Below are 24,815 nucleotides of genomic sequence, written 5' to 3' on the forward strand. Positions count from 1 at the left end.
TTGAATATGGGAAAAACCCGCGTCATAGGTGGGTTTGTCCGAATGCCTGTTGCTTTGTTTCCGTTCTAGCGGAAAAAGCCAATGAAATGAACCCGCCGCGTATTCGCGGTTGTTGAAATGCCTGATGCGCCGAACGGGATCGGCGCGGCCGAAAACCGCGTCCGCCTTGCGCGATCCCGATCCTGAAAGGAAAACCGATGCCGCCATCCGCATCGCCCGCCGCCCATTCTCCCGCCGCGCCGCATGAGTTCTGGCAGGATATTCTTCCGCCGGCCACCTTCGGTACGGCGGGTCCGCATTCCAGCTTTTTTCCGGCGGAACTGGATGACGGAAGGCAGATCTGCCTGCCCGTCCGGCCGCTTGCGGATGGGGAGCACGCGCTGGCATCGCTCATCGTCAATCAGGCGTCGTTCGCGGTGCTGGAGGCGCTGGCCGCCGATCTCGCCGCCAAGCTCGCGCCCTTCAATCCGGATGTCGTTATCGGCCTGCCGACGCTGGGCTTGACGCTCGCCGCCGCCGTTGCCCGGCATCTCGGCCATTCCCGTTACGTGCCGCTCGGCACCTCGCGCAAATTCTGGTATCTGGAGGAACTGTCGGTGCCGATGTCCTCCATCACCACCCGGCAGGAAAAACGGCTCTATATCGATCCCCGCATGCTGCCGCTCATCGAAAACAGGCGGGTGGCGCTGGTGGATGATGTGATCTCCAGCGGCAGCTCCATCGTATCAGGTCTTGCGCTTCTCGCCGCCTCCGGCATCCGGCCCGCTGTCATCGGTGCGGCCATGCTGCAATCGGATCGCTGGCGGGAAAAAATCGCCGCTTTCGGGCCGGAATGGCCGGAGCGGGTGAGGGGCGTTTTCGCCACGCCGCTGCTCACCAAAGCGGAAGACGGCTGGCGCGCCTGACGAAGCGCAAATTCCGGCAAAAGGCAAGTGGTGATAATTTCACCGCTGCCTAATTTGTGTCTTGCGAAGCTCGAAGAGATCGTCCTAAGATCACTTCCGACAGACAATAGCGGTCGGCGAACAATGCGCCGGTTTGCTTTCGCGCGGTGTCATCCCGGCGTCTGCCCGCCCCCGTTTTGTTCTTTCCGATGACTGGAATTTCTTCCCATGCATGCAGTGTTCGACGGTCATAATGATGTGCTGCTTCGGTTGTGGCGCAACAGCAAGGCCGGTGCCGATCCGGTGGCCGAATTTAAAAGCGGCACACGTGAGGGTCATATCGATGGCCCCCGGGCAAGGGCAGGCGGCCTCGGCGGCGGCATCTGCGCCATCTATATTCCTTCCGGCGACCTTATTCTGCAGGAACCGGATGAAAGCGGCCACTACAACACGCCGCTCGCCGCTCCGCTGGAGCGGCTGCCTTCGCTGGATATCGCCATGGAGAAGGCGGCGATTGCGCTGAGGCTCGATCGTGCCGGCGCCTGGCGGCTGTGCCGCTCCACGGCCGATATTCGCAAGGCCTTTGCCGAGGATATTTTCGCCGCGGTGCTGCATATGGAAGGCTGCGAGGCGATCGGCGCCGATCTCGACGCGCTGGAGGTGTTTTACGCCGCCGGCCTGCGGTCGCTCGGCCCGGTCTGGAGCCGGCACAATATTTTCGGCCACGGCGTTCCTTTCTCTTACCCCATGTCGCCAGATACGGCGCCCGGCCTCACCGATGCCGGTTTTGCGCTGGTGAAGGAGTGCAACCGGCTCGGCATTCTCATCGATCTCGCGCATATCACCGAAAAGGGCTTCTGGGATGTGGCCAAGACCACCAACCAGCCTTTGATCGCCAGCCATTCCAATGCGCATGCGCTCACCCCCGTCGCCCGCAATCTCACCGACAGGCAGATGGATGCCATCAAGGAAAGCCGTGGTCTGGTGGGTCTCAACTATGCCGTGACCATGCTCAGGGCAGATGCGCGCGACATTGCCGATACGCCGCTTTCCGACATGGTGCGCCATATCGACTACATGGTGGAGCGCATGGGCATCGATTGCGTGGCGCTGGGATCGGATTTCGACGGTGCGACGGTACCCGTTGGCGTTGCCGATGCCAGCGGCAACCACAATCTGGTTGCGGCGCTGAAATCGGCGGGCTACGGTGATGGAGAACTTGCTAAAATATGCCGGGAAAACTGGCTGCGCGTCCTATCCCAGGCCTGGCACGAGCCGGCCTGAAGGCAAATAAAAGCGAACTAAATCAATCTCATAACAAAAGGGGAGATCCTATGATCAAATCGCTCAACAAGTTGCGTATCCTCAGCACCAGCGCTGCTCTGTCGCTGATGATGCTGTCTGCGCCGCACGCTTTTGCCGCCACGCCGGCCGATACGCTGGTTGAAGGTTTCGCCATCGACGACATCATCACGCTCGATCCGGGTGAGGCTTTCGAACTCTCCGCCGCCGAAGTCACCGGCAACACCTATAGCAAGCTGGTTTCCATCGATCTCAACGACACGTCCAAGGTTATCGGCGATCTCGCCGAAAGCTGGACGACCTCCGAGGACGGCCTGACCTATACGTTCAAGCTGAAATCCGGCCTGAAATTCGCCTCCGGCAATCCGGTCACCGCTGACGACGTCGCCTTCTCCTTTGAACGCGCCGTGAAGCTCGACAAGTCGCCCGCATTCCTGCTGACGCAGTTCGGCCTCAAGAGCGATAACGTCACCGAAAAGGCGAAGGCTGCGGATGCGAACACCTTCGTGCTGACGGTCGACAAACCCTATGCGCCGAGCTTCGTGCTGAACGTGCTGACCGCGACCGTCGCTTCGGTGGTCGACAAGAAGCTCATCACCGAAAAGGCGAAGTCGGTAACGCCGAGCGCCGATTACAAATACGACACGGATTTCGGCAACGAGTTCCTGAAGACGGGTTATGCGGGTTCCGGCCCCTACAAGATCCTCGGCTGGAAGGCCAACGAAGCGGTCATTCTGGAAGCCAACCCGAATTATTACGGTGAGAAGCCGAAGCTGAAGCGTGTGGTCTATCGCCACATGAAGGAAAGCTCCGGCCAGCGTCTGGCGCTTGAAAATGGCGATATCGATGTTGCCCGCAACCTTGAGCCCGGTGACATGGAAGCCGTTTCCAAGAAGGAAGGCCTCGCCGTCACGTCTGCGCCCAAGGGCACCGTCTATTACTTCAGCCTCAACCAGAAGAACGAGAACCTGAAGAAGCCCGAGGTCATCGAAGCCTTCAAATATCTCGTCGATTATGACGCGATCGGTGAGACGATCATCAAGGGCATCGGCGAAGTTCACCAGACCTTCCTGCCGAAGGGCCAGCTCGGCGCGCTTGATGAGAACCCCTACAAGCTCGACGTCGCCAAGGCGAAAGAGCTTCTCGCCAAGGCCGGCCTGAAGGACGGCTTCACCGTGACCATGGATGTGCGCAACACGCAGCCGGTAACCGGCATTGCCGAAAGCGTACAGCAGACGCTGGCGCAGGCTGGCATCAAGCTCGAAATCATCCCGGGCGACGGCAAGCAGACGCTGACCAAATACCGCGCCCGCACCCATGATATCTATATCGGCCAGTGGGGTTCGGACTATTTCGACCCGAACTCGAATGCGGAAACCTTCACCATCAACTACGACAATTCCGATGAGGGCAAGAACAAGACGCTCGCCTGGCGCAATGCCTGGGACGTTCCTGATCTGACCAAGGAAACCCAGTCGGCGCTTTTGGAGAAGGATAGCGCCAAGCGCGCCGCCATCTATGAAAACCTGCAGAAGGAAGTTCTGGCGAAGGGTCCCTTCGTCATCATCTTCCAGCAGACCGAAGTGGCCGGTTACTCGAACAAGCTCAAGGGCCTGAAGCTCGGACCGAGCTTCGACACCAACTACGTCTATACGATCTCCAAGGAATGATCCGGAAGGATCGGTCTCTTGAGCATCGTTGAAGCAAACAGCCGGGCGAGGCAGGGCAAACGCCGTGCCAACGCCCGCGCGAAGGCCATTCTCGGCTTCGCCGTCACCGTCATCACCACCTTTCTGGGGCTGATGGCGGTCACATTTTTCATTGGCCGCGTTGTGCCGATCGATCCCGCACTGGCGATTGTCGGCGACCGCGCTCCTGCGCATGTGGTCGAGCGCGTGCGTGAGCAGCTCGGCCTCAACCTGCCGCTCTGGCAGCAGTTCTTCATCTATCTGAAGCAGGCGCTGTCGGGTGATTTCGGCATCTCAGTCCTCACCACCAACCCGGTGATGGAGGATATCAAGCGGGTTTTCCCGGCAACCATAGAGCTTGCCACGCTTGGCACCATCATCGGCGCCGTTTTTGGCATTCCGCTCGGCGTGCTTGCCGCGGTCAAGCGCGGCAGCTTTGCCGACCAGGTCGTGCGCGTCATCGGCCTTATCGGCTATTCCGTGCCGATTTTCTGGCTTGGCCTCCTGGCGCTGCTGGTGTTTTACGCCAGGTTGCAATGGGTCGCCTATCCCGGCCGAATGGATATCGTCTACGAATTCACCTTTACGCCGGTCACGGGTTTCTTCCTGATCGACGCGATCTGGCAACGGCAATGGGACGTATTGTGGGATCTGTTCCGCCACATCATCCTGCCCGCCTCGCTGCTCGGCTATTTTTCGCTGGCCTATATCAGCCGCATGACGCGTTCGTTCATGCTGAATGAGCTCGCCCAGGAATATATCGTTGCGGCGCGCGCCAAGGGGCTTTCGGAAACGCGCATCATCTGGTTTCACGCTCTGCGCAACGCCGCCGTGCCGCTGGTGACCGTGATTGCGCTATCTTACGCCGGTCTGCTGGAAGGTTCGGTGCTGACCGAAACCATCTTCGCGTGGCCGGGGCTCGGCCTCTACATCACCAATTCCCTGCAGAATGCGGATATGAATGCCGTTCTTGGCGGCACGATCGTGATCGGCGCCATCTTCGTCGGCATCAATCTCTTCTCCGATCTGCTTTACCGGACGCTCGACCCAAGGACGCGCAGCCGATGACGATTTCGACCGATACACTCAAACCCTACAGCCGCGAATGGCTGCTCTCCGACCGGCCTGCCTCGCGCAAGCAGGCGCGTCTTGGCCGTGCTTATGTCATCTGGCGGCGGTTTTCGGAAAACCGGCTGGCGTTGCTCGGCCTCGGCATCATTGTTGCGCTGCTGTTCGTCGCGCTGTTTGCCAATGTGCTGGCGCCGCATAATCCGGTGCAGGGCGATCTGCGCAATGCCCGGCTTCTGCCGCCCGGTACGGCGGGATACTTGCTCGGCACCGACGATCAGGGGCGCGATATTCTCTCGCGCCTCATCCACGGTTCGCGGCTGACCCTGTTCGTGGTGCTGCTGGTGGCCATCATCGCGGCGCCCATCGGGCTCATCGTCGGCACCGTCTCGGGTTATGCCGGCGGCTGGGTGGATGCCGTTCTGATGCGCATCACCGATATCTTTCTGGCCTTTCCGAAGCTGGTTCTGGCGCTGGCGCTGGTGGCCGCACTGGGGCCGGGCATTGAAAACGCGGTGCTCGCCATCGCGGTGACGTCATGGCCGCCCTATGCGCGTATCGCGCGCGCTGAAACCATGACCTTCCGCAATTCCGATTTCATCGCGGCGGTGAAGCTCATGGGGGCCTCGCCCTTCCGCATCGTCCTGAAACACGTCATGCCGCTTTGCATGTCGTCGCTCATCGTGCGCGTCACGCTCGATATGGCGGGCATCATCCTCACCGCCGCAGGTCTCGGCTTCCTAGGCCTTGGCGCGCAGCCGCCGTTGCCGGAATGGGGCGCGATGATCGCTTCGGGGCGTCGTTTCATCCTCGACCAATGGTGGGTTGCGGCCATGCCCGGCGTGGCGATCCTCATCGTCAGCCTCGGTTTCAACCTGCTGGGCGATGGGTTGCGCGATGCGCTTGATCCCAAGGAGGCGGGCCAATGAGTGCGCCGCTTCTGACCGTTCAGAATCTTCGCGTTTCTTTCCCCACCCGCACCGGGCTGGTGGAGGCGGTGCGCGGTGTGTCCTTCACGCTTGGGCGCGAACGCCTCGGCATCGTCGGCGAATCCGGCTCCGGCAAGTCGCAGACGGGCCGCGCCATCATGGGGCTGACGCCGAAAAGCGCGCGCATCGAGGCCGATGCGCTCCGTTTCGGCGATATCGACCTGCTCAAGGCGTCCGCAAAGGAGCGGCGGATCATGCGCGGCAAGCGCATGGCCATGATCCTGCAGGACCCGAAATATTCGCTGAACCCGGTCATGACCATCGGCCGTCAGATCATGGAAACCTTGCGCACCCATGAAAAGATCGGCGGCAGCGAGGCGCGCCAGCGCACGCTTGCCATGCTCGAAGCGGTGCAGATCCGCGATCCCGAGCGCGTCTTCGATCTCTATCCGCATGAGGTCTCCGGCGGCATGGGCCAGCGCGTCATGATTGCCATGATGCTGGTCTGCGGCCCGGAACTGTTGATCGCCGACGAACCCACCTCGGCGCTCGACGTCACGGTGCAACTGGAAGTACTCGACATTCTCGACAAGCTGGTGCGCGACCGCGGCATGGGGCTGATCTTCGTCAGTCATGATCTGAGGCTCGTCTCCTCCTTCTGTGACCGCGTTCTCGTCATGTATGCGGGCAAGGTGGTGGAAGAGCTTTCTTCCGCCAATCTGAAGGAAGCGAAACACCCCTATACGCAGGGGCTTTTGAACTGCCTGCCGGAAATTGGCGGCCACCGGCATCCGCTGCCGGTTCTGGAACGCAAGCCGGAGTGGCGCGCATGAGCACAGTTCTTTCTATCAGAGACATGGTGGTCGATTTCGACGGTTACATCGCGCTCGACAGCGTCAGCATCGATGTGGCCGAGGGTGAATCCTTCGGCATCGTCGGCGAGTCCGGTTCCGGCAAGTCGACCCTGCTGCGCGCCATTGCCGGCCTCAACCATTTCGACGAAGGTTCGTTGATGGTGGCGGGGCGCTCCTATTCCAGCAAGCACCGCGACAAGAGCTTCTACAGCGACGTGCAGATGGTGTTTCAGGACCCTTATGGCTCCCTTCACCCGCGCCAGACGGTGGATGCGCTGCTGCTTGAACCGCTGGTCATCCACGGTCTCGACAATCGCGAGCAGCGTATTGCCCGCGCATTGGATGAAGTCGGCCTCGGTTCAGGCTTCCGTTTCCGGTATTCGCACCAGCTTTCCGGCGGCCAGCGGCAGCGCATTGCCATTGCCCGTGCGCTGATCGTCGAGCCTAAAATCCTGCTGCTGGATGAGCCGACTTCGGCGCTCGATGCCTCCATTCAGGCGGAAATCCTCAACCTTCTGGAACAGGCCCGCAAGGATCGTAACCTTACCTTCGTCATGGTCAGCCACGATCTCGGCGTCATCAGCCATATGTGCGATCGCCTGGCGGTGATGAAGAGCGGCAAGGTGGTGGAAATGCTGGAGGCGGAAGCGCTGGAAAGCCGGGAATTCAGCGCGGATTATACCCGCCAGCTGTTGGTGGCGAGCGAGGGTTTCAAGCGCGTTTGATTTGCGAGACGGTGCGCCCGTTCCTTCTCCCCACCTGGGAGAAGAAACAGGCGGCGCGCGTTCGTTCCACAGGTGATCTTCCCGGGCGAAGTATTCTCTCATCGCGCTGCGATGATATGGTGAACCGCCACACCGGCATTTCCGCAACAGGTACCCACCCCATGCAATTGCGCGCCTTGATGTATTTCGACGAACTCGTCCGCACAAATTCCATGCGCGCCGCTGCGGAAAACCTGAATGTCGCGCCGACGGCGGTGAGCCGGCAGATTGAAAACCTCGAATATTATTTCGGTTCGCCGCTTGTGGAGCGCTCCAGCCGGGGCGTGAAGCTGACGGCAGCGGGGGAGCTGCTCGCCGCCCGCGCCGGCAAGACGCTGCGCGAACTCGACCATGTGCACCAGCTGATAGACGATCTCAAAGGCCTGCAGCGCGGCCGGGTCACGGTCTATGCCAATGGCGCCACGGTGGCGAACCTTCTGGCGCCGGTGCTGGCGCAGTTCAGCCTGAAATATCCAAAACTGCGTTTCGAGGTGCATATTACCAGCGCCCGGCAGGCGATGGAGGCGCTGGGTGCGGCGGAAGCGGACCTTGTCGTCAGCCTGTTTGCGCCAAAACTATCAGGCGTCAAGGTGCGTTCGCGCACCCGCATCAGTTATGATGTCATCTTCCCCGCTGGCCACGCGCTCGCCGCCCAGCCGGAAGTCTCGCTGAAGGAACTGGCGGGCCTGCCGCTTGCGCTGCCGGACAAGAGTTTTGCTGCGCGTCAGGCCTTCGATACGCTGTTTGCCGATGCGGGCATCGAACTTGACCCTGTCTTCATCACCAGCTCGCTGGAAATGCTGAAGGAACTGGTGCTGGGCCACGCCGCCGCCACGCTGTTGCCGGCGCTTTCGGTGGCGCGTGAAATTCGCAGTGGCCAGATGGTCGCCGTTCCGCTCTCCGGCAAGAAGGGCATCCACACCCAGATCGATCTCTGTGTTGCTCCCGACCGGCAATTGTCCTTCGCCGCCTCCAAGCTTGCCGATTTCATCGAGCGCTTCATGCGCGAGGCGACGGCGGGATAAGCGAGACGGTTTGGCCTTTCCGCCCGGAAGGTTGATTTCCATCCGCATTTCCGTGTAGCCATTTCAGCTACACGGAGCACACAAAAATCGAGATTGTGTGTGCGCCTGCAACATGACACTCTTTTTGCAACGGGTGGTCTTTGGAAGGGCAAAAATGCCCCGGCCGCCAGACAGGGGACAATGATGCCACGCATTTATCTTTCGCAGGCGGCAACGCTTTCGCGCCGCGCCGCGCTGAGCCTCGCACTGGGCACGGCGCTTTGGCTGCCGCTTTCGATAACGGCGGCGGATGCCGCGCCGAAAACCGCGCTGACGCTTGGCATGGCCGTCGAGCCCGCCGGGCTCGATCCGACCATTGCCGCCCCCGTCGCCATCGGCCAGGTCACCTGGCAGAATATCTTCGAAGGTCTGGTGACGATCGACCGCGAAGGCAAGGTTAGGCCGCAGCTTGCCGAAAGCTGGGAAATTTCCCCTGATGGCAAGACCTATACATTCAAGCTGCGCAAGGGCGTCACCTTCCATGACGGCGAGGCCTTCGATTCCTCCGTTGCGAAATTTTCGCTGGATCGGGCGCGCGGCGAAAGCTCGGTCAATCCGCAGAAGCGCTTCTTCGCCGCCATCGACAGTATCGAGACCCCGGATGCCGCAACGCTGGTGCTGAAGCTGAAGCAGCCGGCCGGCAGCCTTCTCTATTGGCTCGGCTGGCCGGCATCCGTGATGGTGGCGCCGAAAAGCGCTGAGAATAACCGCACCACGCCCGTCGGCACCGGCCCGTTCAAATTCGTGAACTGGGCCAAGGGCGACAGGGTCGAGCTGCAGAAGAACGACGGCTATTGGGACAAGGCCGTGGCGGTCAAGCTGGACAAGGCGACCTTCCGTTTCGTCGCCGACCCGCAGGCGCAGGCGGCGGCGCTGAAGTCAGGCGATATCGATGCCTTTCCGGAATTCGGCGCGCCGGAGCTGATGACCTCCTTTGAGGGCGACAAACGCCTTGGCACCTTCGTCGGCAATACCGAACTGAAGGTCGTGGCCGGCATGAACAACGCCCGCAAGCCCTTTGATGACAAGCGCGTGCGCCAGGCGCTGATGATGGCGGTGGATCGCGGCACCGTCATCGAAGGCGCATGGTCCGGCTTCGGCACGGCCATCGGCAGCCATTACACCCCGAATGACCGCGGTTACATCGATACGACAGGAGTGCACCCCTACGATGTCGATAAGGCGAGGGCGCTGCTTGCCGAAGCGGGTTATCCTGACGGGTTCAGCTTCACCATCAAGGCGCCGCAGATGGCCTATGCCCAGCGGACCTCGCAAATCCTGCAGGCGATGTTTGCCGAAATCGGCGTGACGATGACCATCGAGACGACCGAATTTCCGGCGAAATGGGTGGCGGATGTCTTGAAGGGCGCGGATTACGACATGACCATCGTTGCCCATGCGGAGCCGATGGATATCGATATCTATGCGCGCGATCCCTATTATTTCAATTACAGGAACCCGGCCTTCAACGAGGTCGTCGGCAACGTTGAAAAGACGGCGGATGCGGCCCAGCAGGAAGCGCTTTACGGCGACGCCCAGAAAATCCTCGCAGAAGATGTGCCGGCACTTTACCTTTTCGTCATGCCGAAGCTCGGCGTGTGGGACAAGAAGGTGAAGGGGCTTTGGGAAAACGAACCCATTCCCTCGAATGTGCTGACGGATGTGCATTGGGAAGAGTGACGTTTGTCGATACCGGTTTCTTCCGTCATGCCGGACTTGATCCGGCATCCAGCCAGCCCAAGTCCTTCGGCTGAAAGGGCTCTCTCCGCCGCGCAGACGCGCGCCGGCTGGATTCCGGCTCGGGGCCGGAATGACGGGAGAGAGGTGACTGGACGCTCGACCGCAGGTGAAACAAAGCAAGGAGAAGATGCCAGATGTTAGCCGTCCTCATCCGGCGTCTCGTCAGCCTCGTCATCACGCTGTTTGCCGTTTCCCTCATCATCTATGTCGTCATGGGCCTGCTGCCGGGCGATCCCGCGGCGATCATGCTTGGAACCTCGGCGAGCCCTGATACGCTCGCCGCGCTGCAGAAGCAGATGGGTCTCGATCAGCCGCTGCCGCTGCGTTATCTCCACTGGCTTGCGGGCGTATTCCGGGGTGATTTCGGGCAATCCTATACCTATGGCGTGCCGGTGGCGGGGCTGATCCTCGAGCGGCTGGCCGTCACCCTGCCGCTTGCGCTGCTGGCAGTCTGCCTGTCTGTCGCCATCGCCATTCCACTCGGCGTGGCGGCGGCGCGGAACCGTAACGGGGCGCTGGATTTTGTGGCCGGGCTGTTTTCCCATGTGGGCATCGCCGTGCCCGGTTTCTGGGTCGGGCTGCTGCTCATCATCGTCTTTTCCACCACGCTCGGCTGGATGCCGGCGGGCGGATTTCCCGGCTGGACGCCGAGTTTTTCAGCGGGTCTTATGGCGCTCATCCTTCCGGCGGTCGCGCTGGCGCTGTCGCAGGCCGGCGTTCTCACCCGCGTCTGCCGCTCCGCCGTGCTTGAGGTGATGAACGAGGATTTCGTGCGCACCGCCCGCGCCAAGGGTTTGAGCGAGCGGGTGGCACTGTGGCGGCACGCGGTGCCGAACGCGATGATCCCTGTTGTCACCATGATCGGCCTGCAATTCACCTTCCTTATCGCAGGCGCGGTGCTTGTCGAGAATGTCTTCAATCTTCCGGGCCTCGGGCGGCTTGCCTATCAGGCGCTGACCCAGCGCGATATCGTCGTCATGCAATCCGTCGTGCTGTTCTTTTCGGCGCTCGTGATCATCATGAATTTCGTGGTCGATATCGCCTATCTCCTCATCGACCCCAGACTGCGGGCAGGTGCGCGATGATGCGATTGATCCGCCGCCGCCCTGCCTTTGCCGTCGGCATCGCCGTTACGATCTTTCTGGTCGCAGTCGCCCTGCTGTCGCTGGTCTGGACACCGGTGTCCCCCACAAAGATGCAGATCGTCCAGAAGCTGAAATCGCCATTCGTCTATGGCGGCCTCGGTACGGATCATTTCGGCCGCGACGTGTTGTCCATGCTGATGGCGGGTGCGTGGAACTCGCTGTCCACCTCCATCGCTGCCGTCGCCATCGGCGCATCTATCGGCACGGCCATCGGCGTTGCGGTTGCGGCGCTGCGCGGTTTCACCGAAACCGTGGTCATGCGCGTCTGCGATATCATCTTTGCGGTGCCGCCGATCCTGTCGGCTATGATGCTCGGCGCCTTCATCGGCACGGGGCGCTTTACCGCCATCATCGCCATCGCCACCTTCATGGTGCCTGTCTTCGCCCGGCTGACGCTGGGGGCGGCGCTGCAGATATGGTCGCGGGAATATGTCACCGCCGCTACAAGCATCGGCCAGAACCGCGCCCGGATCACGCTTTTCCATATCGTGCCGAATATTTCCAACCAGATCATCGTGCAGGTGACGATCCAGCTCGGCCTTGCGATATTGACGGAAGCAGGCCTTTCCTTCCTCGGTCTCGGCATGCCGCCGCCCGCCGCCACCTGGGGGCGAATGCTCGCGGACGCCCAGACCTATCTTGGCGTGGCGCCCTGGCTTGCCATCATGCCCGGCCTTGCGATTGCACTTGCCGTCTTTGGTCTCAACCTTCTCGGCGACGGCCTGCGCGACCTGCTGGACCCGCGCGATACAAGCTGACCGCTCTGGAAAGCTGTCGCCCATATTTCCTGTTTTTCTGACGAGACGATGCCATGACCGATCTCATAGACCTCAACACGCTCGAAATCCTGTCGCTTTACCGGGGTAAGAGGCTTTCGCCATCGGAATATTGGCAGGCGGTGGAGGCGCGTATCGATGCATTCGAGCCGGTCGTGAACGCGCTTTACGCCTATGATCCGGAGGATGCACGCCGGCAGGCGCTGGCCTCGACGGAGCGCTGGCAAAAGGGTGAAACGCTCGGGCCCCTTGATGGAATTCCCGTCTCGCTCAAGGAATTGATCGCCACGAAAGGCCATCCCGTTCCGCTTGGCACCAAAGCGGTAGAACTGGTGCCTGCGGTTGAAGATGCGCCGGTGGCGGCCCGCTGCCGCGAGGATGGCGCGATCCTTTACGCCAAGACGACCTGCCCGGATTACGGCATGCTCTCCTCAGGCCTTTCCAGTTTTCACAAGCTCAGCCGCAATCCTTGGGACCCGACACAGAACCCCGGCGGCTCCAGCGCCGGTGCGGCCTCGGCCGGGGCCGCTGGTTATGGCACGCTGCATATCGGCACGGATATTGGCGGCTCGGTGCGGCTGCCGGCGGGGTGGACGGGATTGTTCGGTTTCAAGCCGAGCCAGGGCCGCATCCCGGTCGATCCCTATTATACCGGCCGCTGCGCCGGGCCGATGACCCGCACCGTTATCGATACGGCCTATGCGATGGCCACGCTTTCACGGCCCGACTGGCGCGACGGCACATCGCTGCCGCCGAATGACATCGACTGGATGGACCTCGATATCGACGTGAAGGGCCTGAAGATCGGCCTGATGCTGGATGCCGGCTGCGGCCTGCCGTTGGAGGATGAGGTGCGCGACGCCGTGCTTTCCGCCGCGAAACTGTTCGAGGCGGCGGGCGCCATTGTCATCCCTGTCGAGCCGGTGCTGACGCGGGAGATGCTGGATGGGCTGGACGACTTCTGGCGCGCGAAATTCTGGGGCGACATGGCGGCGCTGAGCGCAGACCGCCGCGCCGCGATCCTTCCATATATTCATGAATGGGCACAGAAGGGGGCGGATATTTCCGGCGCACGCGCCGTTTTCGGTTTCAACCAGACCATGGAAATGCGTAAGCTTTGCGGCCGGTTGATGCAGTCCGTTGATGCGGTGATTTCACCCGTCAATCCCATCGTGTCCTATCCGGCCGACTGGGCCTCGCCCACCAATGATCCCGCACGGCCCTTCGAACATATCGCCTTCACCGTGCCGTGGAACATGTCGGAACAGCCCGCATCCTCGATCAATTGCGGTTTTTCGAAATCGGGTATGCCCATCGGCTTGCAGATCGTCGGCCCGCGTTACGAGGATCTGTTCGTGCTGAAGCTTTCCAGAGCCTTTGAGACCTGGGGCGGCGGTGTGCGTCGCTGGCCGGAGCCGCCGCGGGGCCGGTGATGCCGCCTTTATCGGCCTTGTAGTATAGCCATAATACCCGTGCTTCGGCCCACACTGCTAGAGTGCCCAAAGGCATTCGAAAACGGGAGGAGCAAACATGCCGAAGAAGATTTTGATGATCGCCGGCGATTTCGCCGAGGATTACGAGACCATGGTGCCGTTCCAGACGTTGCTCGCTGTCGGCCACACGGTCCATGCCGTCTGCCCCGGCAAGAAAGCGGGCCAGACCATCGCTACGGCCATCCATGATTTCGAGGGCGACCAGACCTATTCGGAAAAACGCGGCCATAATTTCGCGCTCAACGCCACCTTCGCCGATATCAAGGTTGCGGATTATGATGCGCTGGTCATTCCGGGCGGCCGTGCGCCGGAATATCTGCGCCTTAATGCCGATGTGCTGGCGGCGGTGAAACATTTTTTCGAGGCTGACAAGCCGGTGGCGGCCGTCTGCCACGGTGCGCAACTGCTCGCGGCTGCTGGTGTTTTGAAGGGCCGCACCTGCTCGGCCTATCCGGCCTGCCGTCCCGAGGTCGAGCTTGCCGGCGGCACCTATGCCGATATCGCCATCGATGCGGCGGTTACCGATGGCAAGCTGGTGACCGCCCCTGCATGGCCGGCACATCCGGCATGGCTTTCGCAATTCATGGCGGTGCTCGGCAAATAAGACCTGCGAAAGGGGGCTTTTTTCGGCCCCGTTTTCCGCCTATCTTTCAGACGTGGTGAGGGAGGAAACCATGTGCAAGCTTTTCATCAAGGCAGACCCGGCGCTTTGGGAAAGCCATACGCGGTCGCTCAGGATCGATGGCATGGTCACCAGCGTCCGGCTCGAGAATTTCTTCTGGACGACGCTGGACGAGATCGCGCGGCGGGATGGCATGAACAGCGTGCAGCTTATCGCCAAGCTTTATAATGAATCGATCGATGCCGGGCATGATCTCGGAAATTTCACCTCGTTCCTGCGGGTCTGCTGCGGGCGTTATCTTGCGCTTCAGCTTTCCGGCGATATTCCCGCGCGCAGCGATATTCCGATTGCCGCGCTGGATGCCGACAGCATCCTTGATGCGGAAAAGGTGAATTATCACTAGTCGGCAGCCTTACTCGACGTCATCCTCGGGCTTGACCCGAGGATGACGGTGGAGAGGTTGTTGTGACGCAGAGAACGCGTCTCCTCAACTCTTCAGCGCCCGTGGGTCGAGCGCATCGCGCACGGCATCACCAATGTAATTGACGCTCAGAACCGTCAGCGAGATAGCCAGTCCCGGCCACAGCACACGCGAGGGCGTCAGCTGCAGGAAGTTGGCGCCATCGAACAGCAGCCGTCCCCAGGTGGGGAAGTCGGACGGGAAACCGAGGCCGAGGAAGGACAGCGCCGATTCCGTGATGATGGCCGAGGCGATGCCGAGCGTGGCCGAGACCATGATCGAACTCAGCACATTCGGCAGGATATGGCGCAGGATGATGCGATACTCACGCATGCCGCTCGATTTCGCCGCCATGATGAATTCCTGGCTTTTGATCGTCAGCACATCGCCGCGCACAATGCGCGCGGTATGCATCCAGCTGGTGATCCCGATCACGAAGACAATCAGGATGAAGATGCCGGTTTCCGGCCCGAAGGCGGCGCGTAGCGTATCGCGAAACAGCATCAGGATGACGAGCAGCAGCGGCAAAAGCGGCAGCGCCAGAAACAGGTCCGTCAACCGCATCAGCGGCCCGTCCAGATTCCGGAAATAACCTGAAAGCACACCCACCAGCGTGCCGAGAAACAGGGCCAAAAGCATGGCAGTGATGCCGACGGCAAGCGAGATGCGCCCACCGGCCAGAACCTGCGCCAGCATGTCCTTGCCGAGATTATCGGTGCCGAAGGGATGCGCCAGCGACGGCCACTGGTTACGTGCCTTCACGTTTATGGCGTTGGGCGCAACGGTGTGGATATAGGGGCCGACATAGACCGCAAGCAGGATGAAGATGAAGACAAAAAGCCCGGCCACCCCGCCCTTGTGGACGCGGAACTGTTTCCAGATATCGGCAAGGGCGGATTGTGTTGGGGTGGCCGCAACCGTCGGCGCTGCAATGGTGGCGTCAGTCATAGCGGATCCTCGGGTCGAGAATGCCGTAAAGCACGTCGGCAATCAGGTTGAAGAGCACGATAAGCACCGCAAAAATGAAGGTCAGCGTCTGCACCAGCGGAATATCCGCGCCCTGAACGGCGGTTATCAGCAATTGGCCAAGCCCGTTCACGCGGAATATCTGCTCGGTGATGATGGCGCCGGAAAAGATCGTCGGCACGCCGAGTGCAATCACCGTCACGACCGGGATCAGGCTGTTGCGCAGCACGTGGACGAGCAGAACGGATTTTTCCTTCACGCCCTTGGCGCGGGCGGTGCGCACATAGTCCTGATGCAGATTGTCGAGCATTGAGGCGCGCACGAAGCGGCTGATCTGCGAGACATTGTAGAGGGTCAATACCAGCACCGGCAGGAACATCTGTTTGATCTGCGCCACAAAGCTTCCCCAGTCCGTCACCTGCAGATTGGTGTCATAGACGGAAGGGAACCATTGCAGGTAAGAGCTGAAGATGACGACCAGCAGCACGCCGGTGAAGAAGGTCGGCACCGAATAACCGACCATCGAGACGAAAGTGCCGATCTGGTCGAAGATCGAATATTGCTTGTAGGCGGAAATGACGCCGATCGGGATCGCCAGAAGCGCGCCGAAAAGATAGGCAAGGCCCACTACCCAAAGCGTCTGCGGCATGCGCTGGATGACAAGATCGACCACCGGGCTGCGCGTTGCCCAGGAGAGCACGCGCATGCGGCTGCCATCGCCGATCTGCCAGCCGGTCAGCTTTTCGAAGAGGTTCAGCGGCTCGTTGATGAAGAATTGCTGCAGCCACATCAGGTAACGGATGAAGAAAGGCTGGTCGAGGCCGAGGGAGGCGCGGATCTGCTCGCGCACTTCGGGCGGAATGGTCAGCGGCAGGTCGCCGGTCGGATCGTTCGGCGCGAGATCGAGCAGGGCGAAGATGACGAAGCTGATGACGAGCAACGTCGGTACGGCAAAGGCAAGCCGCCGGAGCGTAAAGGTAAACATCGGAAAGTCTCCAGACCGTCAGGGTCTCGCAAAACGAGCGCGGCCGCCCTTTCAGGGGCGACCGCGCATTTGCGTGTTACTTTTTGCGGGACCAGTCCGCGACGTTCCAGAGTTCCGAATCCCAGGCATTCATGCGAACGCCTTCGAGTGTCAGCGAATGCGAGGAGACGTTGCCACGGTGGATCAGCGGAATATGTGCGCCTTCTTCCGTCAGCATGTCGTTCAGCTGTTTTGCGATTTCCCCACGCTTGGCGAAATCGGTCGTCTTGGAAAGGACGCCCACCAGCTTGTCGAATTCCGGGTTGCAATAACGCGGAATATTCTGACCCTGCCAGCCGTTTGCGGGGGCGGGGATCTTGTCGCACAGCCATTCCGCCAGGTATTTTTCCGGGTCGGTGCCGTCGAAATTGTTGGTGTACATTTCAACGTCGGCATAAAATTTCTGGAAGGTATCCGGGCTTGCCGGATCGCCGCCGAAGAACACCGAGGCGCTGACATTGCGCAGTTCGGACGCAACGCCGATCTGCGACCACATGTCCTTCACCAGTTCCTGCGCTGCCTGGCGAACGGAGTTGGTGGAGGTCTGGTAGAGGAAGGAAAGCTTCACGCCGTTTTTGGCGCGGATGCCATCGGCGCCCTTCACCCAGCCCGCATCATCAAGCAGCTTATTTGCGCCTTCCAAATCCTGCTTCAGGCACCAGCTGTCGTTTTTCGTCGAAGCGACAGCCGCCGGGGCCGGCACGATGTTGCAGGTCGGCTTGCCCGCCTCGCCATACCCCGTCTCATCGATAATGTCGCGATCGATGGCGAGCGAGAGCGCACGGCGCACGGCCGGGTCGGAAAGGGCCGGATGGGGACCGCCCTCCTTGGTGGAGCGCTTGTCACCCAGCGCAGGATCGGCATTGTACCAGTTGAGATTGATACGCTCGACCTGCGTGCCGAAGGCGGTTTCCAGCTTGCCCTTGCCGGCGGCCACCATGGTCGCCAGAATTTCCGGCTCCACCTGCATGTTCCAGGCGTAGTCGAATTCACCCGTTTCAAGCACGGCACGCGCAGCGGATGCCGCGTCACCGCCGCCCTTCAGGGTCGCCGTGGCGAAAGCGGGCTTGGCCGGATCACGATAATTGGGGTTGGCGACATAGCTGATGACGTCGTTCGGCTTGAACTCCTTGACCACAAAGGGGCCGGTGCCGATGGGGCCGAAATTGGCGGATGTGCAGCCGGGAGCCGCGGCGCCGACGCATTTTTCGAACTGCTTCTTCTGGATGACGGGCGATTGCGCGCCGACAAATGCCGAGTAGGGGTAGGGCTTGGGTTCAGTGAAGCTGATCTTGACGGTATGGGCGTCGATAGCCTCAACGTTTTTCACGCCTTCATATTGTGCCGCCTGCGCGCAGCCGCCGTCGGGTGCGGTGCAATATTTCCACGTGAAGATGACGTCGTCAGCGGTAAGCGGCGTGCCGTCGGACCATTTGACGTCACTTTTCAGCTTCCACGTCATGCTGAGCAGATCCTTCGCGACGCCGCCATTGTCGACCGTCGGGATCTCGCTCACCAGCATCGGCACCAGCTCGCCCTTTTCGTCGTAGCGGGCCAGAGGCTCAATCACCATGGACGAGCTGTAGATCTCTTTGGTGCCGCCGGAAAGATAAGGGTTGAGTGTCGATACAGCCTGCCAGAACAGGATTTTCAGTTCACCGTCACTGCCGCGTTCGGCATGGGCGGCAGATCCTGCCAAGGCCATCGCCGCCACCGTGCTGGCAAAGAGAATGCTGCGCTTCTTCATTATGTTTTCCCCTTTTTTGGATTTTATCTATTTGAATGTTTGACGCTTTTCCTGTCGTCATGCGCAAGGTATTTTATTGTAAGTATTTGACTTTGCTGAATAATATCCATTCGTTCCAGATGATGCTATTGTCAGTGTTTTTGAAAAGCAAGCCCCAAAGTCTTATTGATGAACAAAATTTGAGCCATTCGCCTTCCGGCCTATTTTTCGCTCATTCAGCAAATTTCACACTTGCAAAAGGAGAAATTCCAAACGCAATATGTTTTCCGACAACCCGGCGGGGAACAAAAAAGGGAATAAAGAGAATGCCGATATTGAACCGTGTGGCTGAAATGCAGGAAGACGTTGCCGGCTGGAGACGCCATCTGCATGAGCACCCGGAACTGCTCTATGATGTCTTCGAAACATCGAAATTCGTGGCCGAAAAACTGAAGTCCTTCGGCTGCGATATCGTCGAGACCGGCATCGGCAAGACCGGCGTGGTCGGCATCATCAAGGGGCGGCACGGGGATGGTCCGACCATCGGTTTCCGCTCCGACATGGACGCGCTGCCGATTCTTGAGACCAGCGGCAAGCCCTGGGCCTCGAAGACGCCCGGCAAGGCCCATTCCTGCGGCCATGACGGGCACACGGCCATGCTTCTGGGGGCGGCGCAGTATCTGGCCGAGACCCGCAATTTCAAAGGCTCCGTCGCGGTCATCTTCCAGCCGGCGGAAGAGGGCGGGGCAGGCGCGCTCGCCATGCTGAACGACGGCATGATGGAGAAATTCGGCATTTCGCAGGTCTATGGCATGCATAACGAGCCAGGCATTCCGGTCGGCCAATTCGCCATCCGCAAGGGTTCCACCATGGCGGCGGCGGATAGTTTCGAGATTGTCATCACCGGCAAGGGCAGCCACGCGGCCGCGCCGCATCTTTCCATCGATCCGGTGCTGACCTCGGCGCATATCATCATCGCGCTGCAATCCATCGTCTCGCGCGAGACGGACCCGTTGAAATCGCTGGTCGTCACCGTCGCCACCACCCATGGCGGCACGGCGGTCAATGTCATTCCGGGTTCGGTGACGCTGACCGGCACGGTGAGGACGCTGCTGCCGGAAACCCGCGATTTTGCCGAAAAGCGGCTGAAGGAAGTGGCCACCGCCACGGCAATGGCGCATGGCGCCAGCGTGGAGGTGAAATACCATCGCGGATATCCCGTCACCTTCAACCACAGTGACGAAACCGAATTCGCGACCGGTGTGGCGATGGGCGTGGCCGGTGCGAACGCCGTCAACACCAATCCCAACCCGCATATGGGTGCGGAAGATTTTTCCTACATGCTGGAAGCCCGCCCCGGCGCCTTCATCTTCATCGGCAACGGCGATACCGCCGGGCTGCACAACGCCGCTTACGATTTCAACGACGAAGCCCTGCCTTACGGCATCAGCTACTGGGTTTCGATGGCCGAAACCGCACTTGCTGCATAAGACACCCGGCGGCCTTCATGGCCGCCTTCTGCTTTTCAGGAGATCGGCATGCTTTTGGCGGCGACATCAATGGAACAGACCGGCGGTTCGGTAAGCCCGGTTCTTTCGGTTCAGAATCTCACCACCTCCTTCCGCGTCGATGACGGCTGGAAATCCGTGGTGCGCAATATGAGTTTCGAGATTGCACCGCGCGAAACGGTGGCGATCGTCGGCGAAAGCGGCTCGGGCAAGAGCGTGACGTCGCTGTCGATCATGCGGCTTCTCGATAAAAAGACGAGTCGCATCGAGGGCAAGGTCATGCTCGGCGGCCGCGACCTGCTGGCGCTGCCGGAAGAGGAGATGCGCAAGGTTCGCGGCAAGGACATCTCTATGATCTTCCAGGAGCCGATGACGAGCCTCAACCCGATCTTCCCGATCGGCAAGCAGATCGCCGAAGCACTCACCGTACATCAGGATATTTCCTCCTCCGCTGCAAAAGCCGAAGTTATCCGCCTGCTCGAAAAGGTCCGCATTCCCAATGCGAAGAACCGGTTCGACGATTATCCGCACCAGTTTTCCGGCGGCATGCGCCAGCGCGTTATGATCGCCATGGCACTTGCCTCGAAACCAAAGCTCCTGATTGCAGACGAGCCGACGACGGCGCTCGACGTGACCATTCAGGGCCAGATTCTCGACCTTATCAAGCAATTGCAGGAAGAGGAGGGCATGTCGGTCCTGTTCATCACCCATGATATGGGCGTGGTGGCGGAAGTGGCTGACCGCACCATCGTCATGTTCCGCGGCGACGTGGTGGAAACCGGCACGACGGACGATATCTTCCATCGCGGAAACCATCCCTATACGCGCGCCCTGCTTTCGGCGGTGCCGAAGCTCGGTTCGATGAAAGAGCGGGTGCTGCCCGCCCGCTTTCCGATCATCGATATCAAGACCGGAGAAAGCCAACCGGTCGAAGAGGTCAGGAACACGGTTTCCGGTGGTCGCACGCCCATTCTTTCGGTCCGGGACCTGACGACCCGCTTCGATATCCGCTCCGGTCTTCTTGGTCGCAAGTCCGGTGCCGTGCATGCGGTGGAGAAGGTCTCCTTCGATCTGGCTGAGGGCGAGACACTATCGCTGGTCGGTGAATCCGGCTGCGGCAAGTCCACCACGGGGCGGTCGATCACCCGGCTGATCGAACCGACCTCCGGTAACGTGACTCTCGACGGTTACGAGGTGATGAAACTCGACAAGACGACGTTGCGCACCATGCGCCGCAGCGTGCAGATGATCTTTCAGGACCCCTTCGCCAGTCTCGATCCGCGCATGAGCATCGGCACGGCGATCATGGAGCCCTTCATCGAACACCGGCTTGGACCGAAGGCGCAGGCGCGTGAAAAGGCGGCGGACCTGATGGAGAAGGTTGGCCTCAGCCCGGATATGATGCGGCGCTTCCCGCATGAGTTTTCCGGCGGCCAGCGCCAGCGCATCGCCATTGCCCGTTCGCTGATGCTTGACCCCAAGGTCATCGTTGCCGATGAAGCGGTGTCGGCGCTTGATGTCTCCATCAAGGCGCAGGTCTGTAACCTGCTGCTCGATCTGCAACAGAGCCTCAACCTCGCCTTCCTGTTCATTTCCCACGATATGGCTGTGGTGGAGCGTGTCAGTCATCGTGTCGCGGTGATGTATCTCGGCGAGATCGTCGAAATCGGCCCACGCGCCGCCGTCTTCGATAATCCGCAGCACCCCTATACGAAAAAGCTCATGTCCGCCGTTCCGGTGCCGGATCCGGCCCGGCGCCAGATCAGGCGCAACATGGCAACGGACGAGATCAAAAGCCCGATCCGTCCTGTGAACTATGTTCCGCCGCAACGCCATTACCGCGAGGTTTCGGCAGGGCATCTGGTGCAGGAAGCGGCTTGATATAGAGGAAACTGCGCAGGGATAGGTGCCTCTGTGTTCACGACGTCATCCTCGGTCTTGTGCCGAGGATCTGCCAATGTCTCGTAAATCGGTGCATTGCAGATGCTCGGGACAGGCCCGAGCATGACGGAGGAAATGTTTTGCATCTTCTTTAGAGGTGCCCGGTGCCGCCAAACGCTTCGCTCAGTCGCTGCGCCGTTTGACAGGCGGCCTGAAAAAATGCCAGCAAATGCTCGAGCATAATTCTTAGAGGGCGGCGGCATGGCCAGACGGAACGACGCACATGGACGGCTTGATGATGCGGCGCGTGCTGGCTGGCTTTATTATGTCGCGGGCCGCACGCAGGACGAGATCGCCGCTGCCATGGGCATATCCCGGCAATCGGCGCAGCGGCTGGTATCGCTGGCCGTCGCCGAGCGGTTGATCAAGGTCCGGCTCGATCATCCCATCGCCGCCTGTCTCGAAAAGGCGGAGCGGCTGAAGCAGAAATTCGACCTTAGATATATCGAGGTGGTGCCGAGCGATCCCGCTGGCGTTTCCTCCACGGTCGGCATTGCCGAGGCCGGTGCGGCGGAAATCGAGCGCTGGCTGAAAAATGCCGATCCCATCGTGCTTGCCATCGGCACCGGCCGTACGCTGAAGGCGGCTGTGGACCAGTTGCCGCCGATGGAATGTCCGCAGCACCGCATCGTGTCACTGACAGGCAATATCGGCCCGGATGGCTCGGCTGCCTATTACAACGTCATCTTCAGCATGGCCGATGCCATCAAGGCGCGGCATTTTCCCATGCCGCTGCCAGTCCTGTGCTCCTCGGCGGAAGAACGTGAATTGCTGCATGACCAGTCCATGGTGCGCTCGACGCTGGCGCTGGGTTCTGCGGCCAATGTCACCTTCGTCGGTGTCGGCGAACTCGGTGAAAACGCACCGCTCTGCGTTGATGGTTTCCTCGGTGTCGACGAGATGAAGGCCCTGATGGCAAGCGGTGCGGTCGGCGAGATCTGTGGCTGGATGTATGATGCCAATGGCCACATTCTCGACCATTCCGTCAACGAGCGCGTCGCCTCCGTTCCCATCCCATCACGAGAGACCTGCACGGTCATCGGAATGGCGCAGGGCACGCGCAAAAATGCCTCGATTCTGGCGGCGTTGAGGGGTGGTCTGTTGAACGGCCTCATTACCGACGAAGTGACAAGCGAATATTTGCTCACTCACTGAGCGAAAATTAATTCATTAAAATCAAAGACTTGATTTTCCCATGTGCGCCGCAGCACAGGATGTCGCTTGACATTTTTGCTCTGCGGGTGAGTAAATGCCCTAGAGCAAAGCGAATGCTCATCATTTTTCTTCTGGGAGGAAGATATGACATTGAAGACCATTTTGCTGGGCGCATGCTCGGCACTCGCCTTTTCGACCCTTGCCTCCGCCGAAACGCTGACCATCGCCACCGTTAATAACGGCGATATGATCCGCATGCAGGGGCTGACCTCCGACTTCACCACCAAGAACCCCGACATCAAGGTGGAATGGGTCACGCTTGAAGAAAACGTCCTGCGCGAGCGCGTGACGACCGATATCGCCACCAATGGCGGTCAGTACGACATCATGACCATCGGCAACTATGAAGTGCCGATCTGGGCCAAGCAGGGCTGGCTGCTGCCGCTCGAAAAGCTTGGCGACAAATACGACGTGGATGATATTCTGCCGGCGATCCGTGGTGGTCTTTCCAGCGAAGGCAAGCTTTATGCGGCGCCGTTCTACGGCGAATCCGCCATGATCATGTATCGCAAGGACCTGTTTGAAAAAGCCGGCCTGAAGATGCCTGAAAACCCGACCTGGGAATTCATCGGTGACGCTGCCCGCAAGATTACCGATCGCAAGGCGGATATCAACGGCATGTGCCTGCGCGGCAAAGCTGGCTGGGGCGAGAACATGGCCTTCATCAGTGCGCTCACCAACTCCTTTGGCGGCCGCTGGTTCGATGAGAACTGGAAACCGCAGTTCGATCAGCCGGAATGGAAGAGTGCTCTTCAGTTCTACGTCGATCTGATGAAGGATGCCGGTCCGTCGGGTGCTTCCTCCAACGGCTTCAACGAAAACCTGACGCTGTTCCAGCAGGGCAAATGCGGCATGTGGATCGACGCCACGGTGGCTGCTTCCTTCGTTTCAAACCCGAAGGATTCGACCGTTGCCGACAAGGTCGGTTATGCGCTCTTCCCGACGCATGGCGAACTGAAGAACCACGGCAACTGGTTGTGGTCATGGAACCTTGCTATCCCGAAGAGCTCGCAGAAGGCGGATGCCGCCGAGAAGTTCATCTCCTGGGCAACCAGCAAGGAATATACCCAACTCGTCGCTGCCAAGGAAGGCTGGGCAAACGTGCCTCCGGGTACCCGCACCTCGCTTTACAAAAATGCTGACTATGAAAAAGCAGCCGCCTTCGCCAAGCCGACGCTTGCTGCGATGGATGCCGCCGACATCACCAAGCCGACCGTAAAGCCCGTGCCTTACACCGGCGGTCAGTTCGTGGCGATCCCTGAGTTCCAGGCGCTCGGCACCACGGTCGGTCAGCTGTTCTCGGCGGTCGTTGCCGGCCAGTCCAGTGTCGACGATGCGCTTGCCAGCGCCCAGTCGACAGCGACGCGTGAAATGACCCGCGCCGGTTACATCAAGTAATCCTCCTGAAGATCGCTGTCCGGCGCCAATGCCGGGCAGCGAACCTTGGGGGCGCAAGCCGCGAGCTGCGCGGTGGCCTTTAAGCCTTTCAAATCAAAACTGGAATGAGCCGGTTCTTCCGGATATGCCGGGGGCATTTCGTGATGCCCGAGCCCATGGGGAGGTTAGTGCAATGGCAACACGGAACACGAGCGGTCTGGCGCGGGTTATGCTTGCGCCTTCGGTGCTGCTTTTGCTGGTGTGGATGA

General features: G+C 60.3%; 21 protein-coding genes. 18 read left to right on the plus strand and 3 right to left on the minus strand.

Annotation, left to right across the window (positions count from 1 at the left end; all coding sequences use genetic code 11):
* Positions 1-197: 197 nt before the first annotated feature.
* The 14 genes from V6S97_RS24100 (at position 198) to V6S97_RS24165 (ending at position 14,732) form a co-directional block, all read left to right on the plus strand.
* Positions 198-905: a phosphoribosyltransferase gene (locus tag V6S97_RS24100; RefSeq protein WP_020810855.1), complete on the plus strand. Its 708-nt coding sequence runs from the start codon at positions 198-200 to the stop codon at positions 903-905.
* 207 nt (positions 906-1,112) lie between these two features.
* Complete coding sequence (locus V6S97_RS24105) at positions 1,113-2,168, plus strand: dipeptidase (RefSeq protein WP_060726726.1); 1,056 nt, start codon at positions 1,113-1,115, stop codon at positions 2,166-2,168.
* Between the two features lie 50 nt (positions 2,169-2,218).
* Entirely contained in the window at positions 2,219-3,856 is a 1,638-nt protein-coding gene (locus V6S97_RS24110; RefSeq protein WP_334427824.1) for an ABC transporter substrate-binding protein, read from the plus strand.
* Positions 3,857-3,874: 18 nt separating this feature from the next.
* Positions 3,875-4,942: an ABC transporter permease gene (locus tag V6S97_RS24115; protein ID WP_003518099.1), complete on the plus strand. Its 1,068-nt coding sequence runs from the start codon at positions 3,875-3,877 to the stop codon at positions 4,940-4,942.
* Positions 4,939-5,871, plus strand: a complete 933-nt coding sequence (locus tag V6S97_RS24120) for an ABC transporter permease (protein ID WP_003504757.1) — start codon at positions 4,939-4,941, stop codon at positions 5,869-5,871. Before V6S97_RS24115 ends, V6S97_RS24120 begins: the two co-directional genes overlap by 4 nt.
* A complete protein-coding gene (locus V6S97_RS24125; protein WP_003504759.1) occupies positions 5,868-6,704 on the plus strand; it encodes an ABC transporter ATP-binding protein in 837 nt (278 codons plus the stop codon). Before V6S97_RS24120 ends, V6S97_RS24125 begins: the two co-directional genes overlap by 4 nt.
* Complete coding sequence (locus V6S97_RS24130) at positions 6,701-7,450, plus strand: ABC transporter ATP-binding protein (RefSeq protein ID WP_003504761.1); 750 nt, start codon at positions 6,701-6,703, stop codon at positions 7,448-7,450. Before V6S97_RS24125 ends, V6S97_RS24130 begins: the two co-directional genes overlap by 4 nt.
* A 161-nt stretch (positions 7,451-7,611) precedes the next feature.
* Positions 7,612-8,514 (plus strand): LysR substrate-binding domain-containing protein, encoded by a 903-nt coding sequence (locus V6S97_RS24135; protein WP_035212791.1) that lies wholly within the window; start codon positions 7,612-7,614, stop codon positions 8,512-8,514.
* Positions 8,515-8,697: 183 nt separating this feature from the next.
* Positions 8,698-10,233 (plus strand): ABC transporter substrate-binding protein, encoded by a 1,536-nt coding sequence (locus V6S97_RS24140; protein WP_334427825.1) that lies wholly within the window; start codon positions 8,698-8,700, stop codon positions 10,231-10,233.
* A gap of 194 nt (positions 10,234-10,427) precedes the next feature.
* The gene (locus V6S97_RS24145) at positions 10,428-11,378 is read left to right on the plus strand and encodes an ABC transporter permease (RefSeq protein WP_080864553.1); all 951 of its coding nucleotides are present in this window, start codon (positions 10,428-10,430) and stop codon (positions 11,376-11,378) included.
* A complete protein-coding gene (locus V6S97_RS24150) occupies positions 11,375-12,196 on the plus strand; it encodes an ABC transporter permease (RefSeq protein WP_020813237.1) in 822 nt (273 codons plus the stop codon). The genes V6S97_RS24145 and V6S97_RS24150 overlap by 4 nt, the downstream gene beginning before the upstream one ends.
* A 53-nt stretch (positions 12,197-12,249) precedes the next feature.
* Complete coding sequence (locus V6S97_RS24155; protein ID WP_080864552.1) at positions 12,250-13,647, plus strand: amidase; 1,398 nt, start codon at positions 12,250-12,252, stop codon at positions 13,645-13,647.
* Positions 13,648-13,744: 97 nt separating this feature from the next.
* Positions 13,745-14,311 (plus strand): DJ-1/PfpI family protein, encoded by a 567-nt coding sequence (locus V6S97_RS24160; protein ID WP_162686199.1) that lies wholly within the window; start codon positions 13,745-13,747, stop codon positions 14,309-14,311.
* Between the two features lie 70 nt (positions 14,312-14,381).
* A complete protein-coding gene (locus tag V6S97_RS24165; protein ID WP_003504781.1) occupies positions 14,382-14,732 on the plus strand; it encodes a ribbon-helix-helix domain-containing protein in 351 nt (116 codons plus the stop codon).
* 84 nt (positions 14,733-14,816) lie between these two features.
* Here V6S97_RS24165 and V6S97_RS24170 read toward each other — a convergent pair whose 3' ends face one another.
* The 3 genes from V6S97_RS24170 to V6S97_RS24180 form a co-directional block, all read right to left on the minus strand.
* Entirely contained in the window at positions 14,817-15,737 is a 921-nt protein-coding gene (locus V6S97_RS24170) for an ABC transporter permease (RefSeq protein ID WP_060724435.1), read from the minus strand.
* Entirely contained in the window at positions 15,730-16,740 is a 1,011-nt protein-coding gene (locus tag V6S97_RS24175; RefSeq protein WP_003504786.1) for an ABC transporter permease, read from the minus strand. Before V6S97_RS24175 ends, V6S97_RS24170 begins: the two co-directional genes overlap by 8 nt.
* Before the next feature lie 76 nt (positions 16,741-16,816).
* Complete coding sequence (locus V6S97_RS24180; protein ID WP_003504788.1) at positions 16,817-18,526, minus strand: peptide ABC transporter substrate-binding protein; 1,710 nt, start codon at positions 18,524-18,526, stop codon at positions 16,817-16,819.
* Positions 18,527-18,831: 305 nt separating this feature from the next.
* Here V6S97_RS24180 and V6S97_RS24185 point away from each other — a divergent pair, with 305 nt between their 5' ends.
* The 4 genes from V6S97_RS24185 (at position 18,832) to V6S97_RS24200 (ending at position 24,567) form a co-directional block, all read left to right on the plus strand.
* Complete coding sequence (locus V6S97_RS24185) at positions 18,832-19,995, plus strand: M20 aminoacylase family protein (protein WP_020813243.1); 1,164 nt, start codon at positions 18,832-18,834, stop codon at positions 19,993-19,995.
* Positions 19,996-20,043: 48 nt separating this feature from the next.
* Positions 20,044-21,894 (plus strand): ABC transporter ATP-binding protein, encoded by a 1,851-nt coding sequence (locus V6S97_RS24190; RefSeq protein ID WP_020813244.1) that lies wholly within the window; start codon positions 20,044-20,046, stop codon positions 21,892-21,894.
* 261 nt (positions 21,895-22,155) lie between these two features.
* Positions 22,156-23,109 (plus strand): sugar-binding transcriptional regulator, encoded by a 954-nt coding sequence (locus V6S97_RS24195; protein ID WP_020813245.1) that lies wholly within the window; start codon positions 22,156-22,158, stop codon positions 23,107-23,109.
* Positions 23,110-23,253: 144 nt separating this feature from the next.
* Positions 23,254-24,567 (plus strand): ABC transporter substrate-binding protein, encoded by a 1,314-nt coding sequence (locus tag V6S97_RS24200; protein WP_003518078.1) that lies wholly within the window; start codon positions 23,254-23,256, stop codon positions 24,565-24,567.
* Positions 24,568-24,815 lie beyond the last annotated feature (248 nt).

It is taken from the genome of Agrobacterium sp. CCNWLW155, assembly GCF_036888815.1.
GTDB classification, from domain to species: Bacteria; Pseudomonadota; Alphaproteobacteria; order Rhizobiales; family Rhizobiaceae; genus Agrobacterium; species Agrobacterium radiobacter.